The sequence below is a fragment of the Methylacidimicrobium cyclopophantes genome (assembly GCF_902143385.2).
Taxonomy (GTDB): Bacteria; Verrucomicrobiota; Verrucomicrobiia; order Methylacidiphilales; family Methylacidiphilaceae; genus Methylacidimicrobium; species Methylacidimicrobium cyclopophantes.
The window spans coordinates 1-10,932 of sequence record NZ_CABFUZ020000128.1 but is presented as its reverse complement, the minus strand read 5'-3'; the positions used below and the strand labels follow the sequence as shown (position 1 = coordinate 10,932).

At 61.9% G+C, this 10,932-nt stretch carries 7 protein-coding genes and 1 pseudogene; 7 read left to right on the top strand and 1 reads right to left on the bottom strand.

Going from position 1 to position 10,932, the window contains the following annotated elements:
* Nucleotides 1–280: pseudogene (locus FN369_RS05970) on the bottom strand (hypothetical protein); the annotation flags it as partial.
* 845 nt (nt 281–1,125) lie between these two features.
* Between FN369_RS05970 and FN369_RS05965 the strand changes: the two are divergent.
* The 7 genes from FN369_RS05965 to FN369_RS05935 form a co-directional block, all read left to right on the top strand.
* A complete protein-coding gene (locus FN369_RS05965; RefSeq protein WP_178087710.1) occupies nt 1,126–2,115 on the top strand; it encodes a helix-turn-helix transcriptional regulator in 990 nt (329 codons plus the stop codon).
* A complete protein-coding gene (locus FN369_RS05960; protein ID WP_178087709.1) occupies nt 2,105–4,753 on the top strand; it encodes a DNA methyltransferase in 2,649 nt (882 codons plus the stop codon). The genes FN369_RS05965 and FN369_RS05960 overlap by 11 nt, the downstream gene beginning before the upstream one ends.
* Nucleotides 4,750–6,369 carry a coiled-coil domain-containing protein gene (locus FN369_RS05955; protein ID WP_142525276.1) on the top strand — a complete coding sequence of 540 codons (1,620 nt, stop codon included), beginning with the start codon at nt 4,750–4,752 and terminating at the stop codon, nt 6,367–6,369. Before FN369_RS05960 ends, FN369_RS05955 begins: the two co-directional genes overlap by 4 nt.
* 70 nt (nt 6,370–6,439) lie before the next feature.
* Nucleotides 6,440–7,264, top strand: a complete 825-nt coding sequence (locus FN369_RS05950) for a hypothetical protein (protein ID WP_178087708.1) — start codon at nt 6,440–6,442, stop codon at nt 7,262–7,264.
* 42 nt (nt 7,265–7,306) lie between these two features.
* Nucleotides 7,307–8,167: a hypothetical protein gene (locus FN369_RS05945; RefSeq protein ID WP_142525275.1), complete on the top strand. Its 861-nt coding sequence runs from the start codon at nt 7,307–7,309 to the stop codon at nt 8,165–8,167.
* 297 nt (nt 8,168–8,464) lie between these two features.
* Nucleotides 8,465–10,594, top strand: coding sequence for a FecR domain-containing protein (locus tag FN369_RS05940; RefSeq protein WP_142525274.1), 2,130 nt, complete (start codon nt 8,465–8,467; stop codon nt 10,592–10,594).
* An 83-nt stretch (nt 10,595–10,677) separates the two neighbouring features.
* Nucleotides 10,678–10,932 (top strand): nitrilase-related carbon-nitrogen hydrolase (locus tag FN369_RS05935; RefSeq protein ID WP_281290929.1); only part of this gene is annotated, 255 nt, incomplete at its 3' end.

The following is a 10,932-nucleotide window of genomic DNA, read 5'->3' as shown; positions in this document are numbered from 1 at the left end:
ATCGCTTCTCGACCGCCTCGAGACGTCTTTTCGTCACCTCTTTGAACTCTTCCATGGAGCGCTGGAACTCTTCCATGGAGCGTTGGAACGCCTGCGTCGATTCCATGAAAGAGCGGAGAGTGGCCTCGGTCCTCTGCTGACTTTCCGCCAGAGAGCGCACCATGGCTGGCAGCCCCAGAAGCTCCTCGGTGAGGATCTCGCGCCGCACTTCTTCCTTCCACTCCGGATGCTCCCGGAGCGCCATCAGGATGTCGTCGGAAGAACGGATCGGGAGGCTCATTATGGAAAAGAATACTTTCGCCGACTTCTCTGGGCAATGGCTATGTCGAGCGCCAAGGACGGCCATTGTGGGCCGATCCGATGCGATCATGAGAAGATCTCGCGCATCTTCCTCGGGAGATTTGCAGCCGTTCGGAATCGAAACGCAGCGGCCCATGAATTCCCGTGCAACCCACTCAGTCTCGCCCCACCGATCGCTTGCTCGCCGCTCCCTACGGTACGAGCTCGACTCGTGCTGCTTTTTCACAGCGTCGAGAAATCCCTAGAGAAGCTGAAGAAAGTAGGACTGGTCCTTTTCGCTGCCGGCCTCAGGATTTACGGATCAGATGGACGCCTGGAGAGCGCGAATGCGGTGCGTGCGGTTTCGTTACGGACGCCGCCTCGGAGTTTCGATCCACCACGCGACGGTGATCGAGATTGCAAGACATGGCATCGGACATGGCGGGAAGGATAAACCGTGGGCAGGAAAAAACCTTCCGCTGCGGCCAGGTCGCTTTCCTCGTTCCTGTGAAGCTGGGTTAGGCAAAGGAGAGGTCTTCGGAGAAGACGTTTTCCTCGGCGAGGGACGCACTGGCGGAAGCGGGTCTTGCCATTCGACCGGATCGGGGAGCGGAAGTGCGATTGCGAGCCCTCGGCTGGTCTCCACGGCATCGGTCTGCTCCGTCCAAGACTGGCGCGAGTGTTATTACGACGAGACTCTACGCGCAGCGGCTCCTCGGTCGTTTTTACAAAAGCTCTTCTTTTCTGTCGCATTGAATGGAAAAAGTGTGTCCGGCTCGCGGCCTTCTCTCAAAAAAACGTTGCTCCTTCTCCCCCCGGGGAGTAGCCACAGGACGAGAGGGACGCATGCGGGCCAAGGTCTTTCCGTTTTCCCGGCCGCCGATGCGGCGGATGATCGCGATCCATCGGTTGCTCTCTTCCAAGCGGACTGCGAACTGCCGGCGGCTCGCCAAGGCTCTGGAGGTTTCCAGTAAGACGATCCAGCGGGATATCGACTTCATGCGGGAACAGCTCGATCTGCCGATCGAGTATGACCCGGGCAAGCGATCGTTTGTCTACACTAAGGAAATGGGGCAGCTCCCCTTTCTTGCGATGACCGAAGGGGATCTGGTCGCGCTTCTCGTCGCTGAAAAGGCGCTGGAGCAGTACCGGGAGACCCCGTTCGCGCGGGCGCTGGAAGCGGCGTTCCGAAAGATCACAAGCTCTCTCACCGAGCGGATCACCTTTTCCTGGGACTGGATTTCGGAGGTCTACTCGTTTCGCGCGGTGGGGGTTGCCAAGGCCGATTTCCGGGTCTTCCGCCTCCTCAACAAGGCTCTCTTGGAGTCTAGGGAAGTGGAGTTCGATTATTGGAAGCTGGAGGCGGAGGGAGCAACCAGGAGACGGGTTCAACCGTATCACCTGGCTAACATCGAAAAGCAGTGGTATCTCTTCGGCTTCGATCTGCTGCGAGAAGCGGTGAGAACCTTCGCCTTGAGCCGGATCGCAAAGCCGACCTTGCTCAAGCACCGTTTCACACGGCCGAAGGGCTTCTCGGTGGCGAATCTTCTGGAGAAGAGTTTCGGGGTTTTCGAGGCTGAAGCGGCCGAGGAGATCCGGCTTCGGCTCGACCCGCTGGCCGCCCGGCTCGTAGGGGAGCGCCAGTGGCATCCTTCCCAAGAGATCCGGAAGGTGGGCGATAGGGTGGAGCTTTCGCTACGGATCGGTCTTTCGGCCGAGCTCGAGCGCTGGATCTTGGGGTGGGGAGCGCATGTCGAGGTGCTCCGCCCCGAGTGCCTTCGGATCGCCATCGGCAATGCGTCCCGGAGGATGGCCCGTCTCTACGGTGAACAGTAAGCGGCCGATGGGAAGCGGGGCGCGGATTGTGCGGGATCAGCCGCGAGGAGAGCGGAAGGACGATACGGAAAGCGACCTTCCGTGGGAAGAGCGGCGGGCATTTCGTCAGTGGCTCTTGGCCCGGATCGACGAAGCGGCGTCGCTTCCAGCACCCCATCTCTTCCAACAGCCGCGGGAGTTTTTTGGTCGCGGGCGGTTTGCTGCGCGCGTAGGAGGATTGGCCGAAGCGGTCGAAGAGCTTTGCCGGCTCGTTCGGTCGGGGGACGGCTCCGGGGAGGAAGCCTTCCTAGCGGCCGGTTCGATTCCGAATCTCTTTTGCAGAGAGCGGATTTGCGCGGAGAAGATCGTGGAAGGACTCGTCCGAGCTTCGGTCGAGCGGAGTCGATCGCCAGTCCTGAGAAGCTACCGTTATCCCAGTGGCTGGCAAAATCGACTCATTTTGGGCGACTCTCTTTTGGTCCTGCGCTCCCTGCTCCTTCGCGAAGGGCGGAGAGGAGAGGTCCAGGCGATCTATTTTGATCCTCCCTACGGGGTCAACTTTCCTTCGCATTTCCACCCTTTTGCCCGGGGGCGGAATGACGAGGAGGAACAGCCGCCGGCTCGGGTCCGGGCCTATCGGGATAGCTGGGAGTTCGGCCTACCCTCTTACTTGGCCTACCTGCGGGAGCGGCTCATCCTGTGCCAGGAGCTACTCCATCGCAGTGGGAGCCTCTTTCTCCAGATCGGGGAGGAGAATCTCCACCATGTTCGCACTCTGCTCGACGAGGTCTTCGGAGAAAGAAACTTCGTCAGTCTCATCTCGTTTCGGAAGACCTCGGCCTTGCCGGGTAAGCTTCTCCGGGGGGTTTCCGATTATCTCCTCTGGTATGCGAAAGAGAAGGAGCAAGTAAAGTACCGAGCGCTCTACCGGCGGAAGCGGCCAGGAACCGAAGGGGCGACCAACTACCGCTGGGTGGAGCTGCCGGACGGGAGCTGTCGAAAGCTTTCCGCGGCGGAGCAGGCGAACCCCGGGCTGCTGCCCCCGGGATCGAAGATCTTTGCCTTGGGCGACTTACGGAGTGCCGGAGCGAGCGCACGGGGAAGCTTTGCCTTTTCTTTCGGCGGAAAGCTCTTTCGGCCCTATGCGAACAGCCATTGGAAGACGACGCGGGAGGGAATGGAGCGGCTGGCGAGGATGGGAAGGCTGGTGGTGAGCGGCCGAACGTTGATGTACAAGCGCTATCTTTCCGATTTTCCCGTGGTGGGGTTGACCAACCACTGGGCGGACGTCCGACCGAGCTTCCAGAGGAACCGCCGCTACGTGGTGGAGACCGTGGAGCGCGTGGTTGAGAGGTGTCTTCTCATGACGACCGATCCCGGGGATCTCGTCCTGGATCCGACTTGCGGCAGCGGGACGACCGGCGTCGTAGCGGAACGGTGGGGGAGACGTTGGATCTGTATCGATGCCGCCCGCTTGCCGCTTGCGCTGACCCGCATGCGTCTCTTGACATCTATCTTTCCCTACTACGTTCTTCGCGATTCGAAGCAGGGTCCCGCGGGAGGATTTCTTTACGCGAGACGACAAAACGGCAAGGGAGAGGAGGTGGGTGGGATCGTTCCCCACCTGACCTTGGAAGCGATCGCCAAGGAGAGACCCGCCGTCGAGGAGCTGCTCGTCGATTGTCCGGAGGAAGCGGAGCGAGAGATCCGCCTCTCTGGTCCGTTTTCCGTGGAAGGTCTCTTCCCGGGGGAGGCGGGAAAGGCAAAAAGGGTCGTCCCACAATCCCCGTCGTTCCGGAAGCGTATGGGGGAAGTTCTTCGACTCTCCCCCGTCTTCGAGGCGAGTGGCCGGCGAAGGCTTCGCCTCCAAAGGATCCGAGAGTTGGAACATCCGCTTCTTTGCGCGGAAGGGGAGCTTGCGGGGAAACGAGTCGCGATCTCCTTCGGACCGGAAGACGAGCCGATCGGGGAAGGATTGGTGCGCTCGGCCGCCGGGGAAGCCAAGAGCATGGGCTACGAGGATGTCTACATCATAGGGTTTGCGCTCGATCCCGCCGCTCTCGAGCGCCTCCGGGAAAAGAGGCGAGGGGGGACTCGGCTCTTCTACGTCGAAGCGAGCCTCGATCTGTTCATGGGATCCCTGCTCAAATCGACGCCTTCGAGCCAGATCTTCTCCTTGGTCGGAATCCCGGAGGTGAGGCTCAGGAAGGGAGCGGAGGGAACGACGGAGATGTGGGTGGTGGAGCTCGGCGGCATGACCGTTTTCCATCCGGTCGAGGGGACGGAGGAGCTCCAAAAGCCGGAAGAGCTGCCCGCTTGGTTTTTGGACACCGATTACGACGGGTGCTGCTTTACTCCCAGCGTGGCCTTTTTCCCGCGAACGAAGGGATGGGAGGAAGTGGGGCGCGCACTCGAAGAGGGCGCGGCGGAGCGGATAGGCCGGCCCCTTGCGGGAGGCGCGAGTTTCCCGTTTCCCCCCGGAAGGCATCGGAGGATTGCGGTCAAGACGATCGATGATCGAGGAACAGAACTCTTGGTGGTAAGAGAATTGCCGTCGGGGAGACCAAATCGGGGGAGCGCTCCCCAAGAATCGGATGTCGAGGAAAAAGCGGAGATTGGATCGGCTTGGCGTGGTCAGAAACCGAGCGATGGGATATGATGCAGAAAGCGGCAATGTGTGAAAAAGGGCGAAAGAGAGCGACGGCCCGGAAGGGGGGAGCAATCGTCTGCTGCTCCTTTGCCCTTCTCTGGATTGCGGCGCTGCCGCTGCGGGCGGCCCAAAGTGCCGCAGGGAACTCACCGCAGGATCGCTTTTTGCAGATTTACGTAGAGATCCAGAACGCGGACCGGGCGGCGGAACAGGGATTCTACACAAAGGCGGCGGAGCAATATCGGGAAGCACAATCGGCCCTCCAGGAGCTCCATCGGGCGAATCCCCAATGGGAGAGACAGATCATGGAGTACCGGTTGAGCTATGTGCGAAAACAACTGGCCGAGGTGGAAAAACGGATGGCGGGGCTGCCCGCGGCGCAGCCGTCAGCACCCGCTTCTCCGGTAGAGGGTCGGCTCCAAGAGGTCGAGGATAAGCTTGCGAAGTTAGAAGCCAGCCGGGAGAACAACGCCGACAAGGCGGCGGTCAACCGCCAGATGACCGAGCTTCGAGAGCTTCTCGGGAAGCTCCAAGGAGAGCTTGGCGAGCTCAAAGCAGCACGCACCAAGGAGATAGAGGAGGAAGCGGCGAATCAGGCCGAGATTGCGAAGATCGGCGCGCTTTCGGCGGAGGTTGATTCCCTCAATGCGCAGGTCGTCAAGCTGAGGAACAGCCGGCAGAAGGCGCAGGAGCGGGCCCGTCTGGAAAAACGGCTCCAGGATCTTCAAGGGCAGCTGGCTCACGCCAAGGCGGTCCAAGAAAAGACGATGGAGCGGCAGGCCGTTCGGGAGAAGATGAAGGAGTTGAGCAGTCAGGTGGCCACGCTCCAAAACGAGCTTTCACAGGCGAAGGCCGCGCAGGAAACAGCCGCCCAGGCCGGAGAAAAGGGGCAGGGAGCCGAACGTGTCGTGCAACTCGAGGGAACGGTCCAGCAGCTGGAGAATCAGTTGGCGCAAGCTCAGGCCGAGCAGCAGCGGTTGCAAGCGGAAAACCCGGTTGCCGCAGAAACGCAGGAAGTGCTCCATCTGCGCTCGCAGATGGAGCGTATCCAAGCGGAAGTGGCTCGCCTCGAGGGGAGAAAGGAGATTCGGCGCCTCGAAACCACCACCAATGCCAATAGTTCGGAGGTTGCGGCATTGAAGGATCGCGTCCAGAAACTCGAGGAAGAGCTGGTTCGCACCCGGAAACAGCAGGAGCGGTTGCTTTCGTCCGTAGCCGGGCAACGCAATAGCCTTCAGGCCCGCGTGGAGGAATTGCAAGCCGAGCTCGATCGGGTGGAGGCCTCTCGGGCGCGCCCGGCGATACCCGAAGCCTCCGGATACAAGAGCGCCAGCCGTGAGCAAGCCGTTGCGCCACCGCAGGGGCAGGCTCCTTGGAGCGTCTCTATCGGCCACCATCCACCACCTCCGGAGCAACGGAGCGAGGCGGGCAGCGAGACGGCCGAAGAGCAGGCAGAGGAGCAGCCGGCGCAGACGGTTCAGAAAAGGGAGACCGGAACGAAAAGGGTTGCCGAATCGAAGAAAAAGCGCGTCCATCACCGGCGAAACGGCTCGAGCGTCGAGGAGGATGTCGTTCGCGGCTTGAATCGGGTGCGGAGGCAGATTGCGAATTTGATCGGGGGATAGCGCGCATTTCGCCCTATTTCCCCGCCACTCCTCTGCGAGCGTTGCCTCCGGGGTGCCGGAATCGAATCCGATGAATTCCAGAGGGCACTTTCCTCTCCGACATTTCCGCTGCGCGCGATGGTTGCTTCTCTTTGGGTGGCTTCTGGTCGGCACGTTGGCGACGGCCCATTCCGCCAGCCGCCAGTCTCCGAGGGGGCGGGAGCATTCTCGGATCTCCTCGGTCTATGCCTGGCATCGTGGGATCATCGCCACCGTCTTTTGGATCGGAACGGACTGGGCTCCGCAGAGTCCGAGCGGAAATTTGCAGAGCGCCTGGGACGCGCGTTGGGTGCGTCACTACGGAGGAGAAGATAGCCCAGCGGCTCGGGCGGGTCTCCTTCCGGGCACCCATGCCGCCACCCTGAATCCCTTCTATGTCGCGCTGCCATTCAACGACCTGGCTCATCCCGCGTTGGCAAAGAAATGGATTCCCTGGGACGGATCGGAGGCGGCCGACGGCAGGTCCCGGTGCGAGGGGCATTGGGTCGAGATAGAAGGGCCGGGCGGAAAGCGGGTCTACGCCCAATGGATGGACGCCGGGCCCTTTATTTCGGACGATGCGGCTTATGTCTTCGGAGGGGATCGGCCAAGGGCTTCGGCGGGAATCGACGTTTCCCCGGCCGTCAAGGAGTATCTCGGCTTACGGGGGCGGGATCGGATCAGTTGGCGCTTCGTCGACCGGAAGGATGTTCCTCCCGGTCCTTGGATCACTTACCTGGAAGAAGCCATCCTTTATCAAGCGATCAAGCATATGGACGGAGCCGGTCGCGAGGAGAGCAGCCCCTCTTCCAGGGCTCCCGCCAAAAAGAAAGGGCATAGGAAGAGCCCGCGGAAGACGGCGGTTCGCGGAGGATGAGCGGCGGTCGGTCGCCGGAGAAAGGTGAGCAGGGAGTCGCCCATGGAGGAGTGCAAAACCCGGGAAGAGGCGCGGCAAAGGGCGATCGGCCGGATGGAGCTTCGGATCGGCCTGATTTTCGTAGCCCTCTTCTGGCCGCTCAACTGGTTTCTGCCGGGGAGACCGACGGCCTGGCTCTTCTTTCCCCTCTGGTTGGGCTACATCCTCACGATCGAAGGGCTCCTCTGCCGCCGGACCGGTAGCTCCCTGCTGGGTCGGAAACAAGGGTGGTTTGTCTCTCTCTTTCCCGTTTCTGCCGCTATCTGGTGGCTCTTTGAGCTTCTCAACCTCCGGGGCCAAAACTGGGCCTATGTCGGCGAAGAGGATTTTCCGCCCTGGCTCTTCGTGATCTGCTCTTCCCTCAGCTTCTCGACCGTTCTCCCGGCCGTTTTGGTTACCGCGGAATGGTTGGGAAGCTTTCCATGGCTTTCGCGCTTCTGTCCGAAGGGACGTCGGTTGGCCGTCGACAAATGGCTCGGTCTTCTGTTTTTCGCCGGATTCGGGATGCTCGTCCTCTTCCTCCTCTTTCCGAAGATCTTTTTCCCATTTCTCTGGACGTCGCTGGTCTTCCTGACCGATCCGATCAATGCCCGGAGAGGAAGGCCTTCCTTGTTCCAGGCGATCGGGAAGGGCGACTGGCGACCCTTGGTCGGTTTTGGATTGGCGGGGCTCTTTTGCGGCTTTTTTTGGGAACTTTGGAATAGCCGATCGAATCCCTACTGGGTCTACCGGATTCCCTTCTTCGATTTCTGGCATCTTTTCGCAATGCCCTTGCCTGGCTATCTGGGGTATCCCCCCTTTGCGTGGGAGCTTTACGGCCTTACCCATCTCGTTTGGCCCTCGCCTCCTCTTCGGGTCCGTTGAAACGGGTGGGAAAAAAGAATGCTCGGGAAACCGATCGGGAGAGGGATGTGGGAAACCGGATCCGCTCCCGCAGAGGGCTTGCCCGAGCGGCGGCGACTCTGTTCCGCTCCGGGCTGGAGTCGGTGGTTTGCCCACCCGCTTCCCTGGTCGTGATCGGCCGCTTCCGCCGAACTGGGTTGTCCCTCCTTCTGGTATGGCCTTTTTCCCTCCGGCGGAGAAGCGGCTACGGAGCGCTCGATGGAATTCTCTTTGCAACGGCCGGGATCGGGCTAATCTTTCCCTTAAAAGGAGGGTGCTATGAAGCGCCTGCCGCTGATCGGCATACTCGTTGCCTGTTCCGGCCTTCCCCTTTTCGGAAAATCCGCTTCGGAGACCGCACAGCTTTCCGCATACCAAGGATCGGTGTCGGTGCAAAAGGCGGGGTCGGAAAGTTGGAAGCCCGCCTATCCCAGGGAATCGCTCCATCCGGGCGATCGGCTCCGAACGGGACCGCAATCCCGAGCCGAAGTTCGAATCGATCCGAACAATTTTCTCCGCCTCGGAGAGGAGGGAGAGACACGGATCAGCGAACTGAGCCCTTCCGCAATCAAGGCGGAACTGGTCCGAGGAACGGCGACCTACTCGGTTTTTGGAGGGAATCAGCGGGATATCGCCATCGAGACTCCCGGGGTAAGCATCCAACCGGTCCAGGAAGGAGACTACCGGGTCAAGGTGGAAGGGGAAACGACCACCGCGATCGTTCGCAAAGGAGATGCCCGGGTCGTCTCTCCGGAGGGATCGGTCGATCTGCCGGCCGGGAAGATGATGATCATTCAGGGGAGGACCAATCCCGCATACCAAGTGGTGGATGCGCCGGCGGCCGACGGGTGGGACCAGTGGAACCAGAGACGCGACTCGATCGAGATGGCGGCAGCGAAGGTGGCGACTCCTCCTTCCTCCCTATGGGACGACTACCCCGTCTATCATGGCTACTCCGACGACACGGGCCGGAATGTGACCAATATCTTCGTGGGCGCCACTGTGCCCCCCTGGTCCTATGGGTATGCCGGATGGCCTGGGGTCGGCCTAGGCTATTATGCGGCGGCTCCCTTTATGCCTTATAACCCATGGTGGGGTCCTTGGGGCTGGGGCGGCTGGGGATGGGGGTACCCGTGGGGTTGGGGATGGGGCTATCCTTGGGGATTCGGTTTGGGTCTCGGCTTCGGCTTTGGTTGGCCTGGCTTCGGCTTCGGGATTGGATTCGGCTGGCCGATGTTCGGCTTCGGCTTTGGTTGGCCGATGTTCGGCTTCGGCTGGCCCATGATGGGGTTCGGTTTCGGCTGGCCGATGTTCGGTTGGGGTTGGGGAGGTTGGGGATGGGGCGGAATGGGCGTCTTCAATCGGACGAATATTACGAACATCAACAACATCAATAACGTCAGGAACGTCACCAACGTAACGCGGAGCGGTGCGACGGCGCAGCAGGCCGGAGCACGCAGCGGAGCCACCACGGGAACAACGGCCGGCGGCGCGCACGGGGCGGCGCAGGGTGCCGCAACGGCGGGGAAGACCGGTGCGACCGCCGGAGGAGCGATGACGGCGGCCAAGACGGGGGCGCCCAGCACCGCCGCGGGTCATACGGGAGCCGCCGGGACGGCGGCAGGAGCAAATGCGACAACAACCGCCGCGGCCGGCCATGGGCAAACAGCGGCAACGGGGGGTGCCCAAAAGACGGGGGGGACGGTGGGAGGAAGCCATGCCGCCGCCGGTACGGCAACCACGACGGGCGGAGCAACGCATGGCGCGACGGCGGTTCGAGGAGCTTCCCAACTCTCACACTTTGGGGCGAATACGGGAGCGGGAGGGCATACGGGGACCGCGGGAGCTACCCCGTGGAGCGGCCACGCTGCCGGAGCGGGTACGACCGCAGGGGCCCATGCGGGCGGGAGCGCTTCGGGCGGTTGGAGCCACTTTGGGGGGCAGGGGGCTCTCTCCGGGGGATCTAGGTCATTCGCGGGTGGTGGAAGCTCCGGCTGGAGTCATTTTGGCGGCAGCGGTGGTGCGAATCGGGGAGGAGGAACTTTCTCAGGGAGCCGCGCGGGCTCCTGGGGCGGCAGTGGTGGCGCAGCCGGCCGAAGCGGTACCGGTTCATGGCGCGGGGCGGGGGGAGGAGCGCACTTCCAGAGCACGGGGGGGCGGTCGTTTTCCGGCGTCGGCTCCCGCTCCTGGAGAGGAGCTTCGGGCGGAGTCCGAAGCGGAGCGGGGACCTTTCGAGGGGCTTCGATGGGGGGATTTCGAGGCGGCTCTGCGGGAAACCGGGGATTTGCGGGTAGGAGCTATGGCGGAGGGGGCTTTCACGGATATCGCGGCGGAGGCATCGGCGGCTACCGAGGCGGCGGAGGTTTTCGAGGCGGAGGCGGATTTCACGGGGGCGGCGGCCATCGATAGCCCGGCGGTTGGCACCATCTTCTTGCGGGAAATCGCTTTTTCGCCTAGGTGCCCTTTGCGATGCTTCCCGGATCAGGGCAAGGGTGGAATTTTTTAACTTCAACAATCACGGGTTCATTCGCGTTGCGGTCGGGATCCCCACGGTGCGCCTCGCGGATCCCTTGGCGAACGCGGAGCGCACGATCGCACTGCTGGAAGAAGCGGCGGAGCGTCATGCGACGCTCACAGTCTTCCCGGAGTTGGGCCTTTCGGGCTACTCTTGCGAAGACCTTTTCGGGCAGTCCGCGCTGCTCCGAGCCTGCTTAGAAGCTCTTGCGCGGATTCGAGAGGCTTCCCGC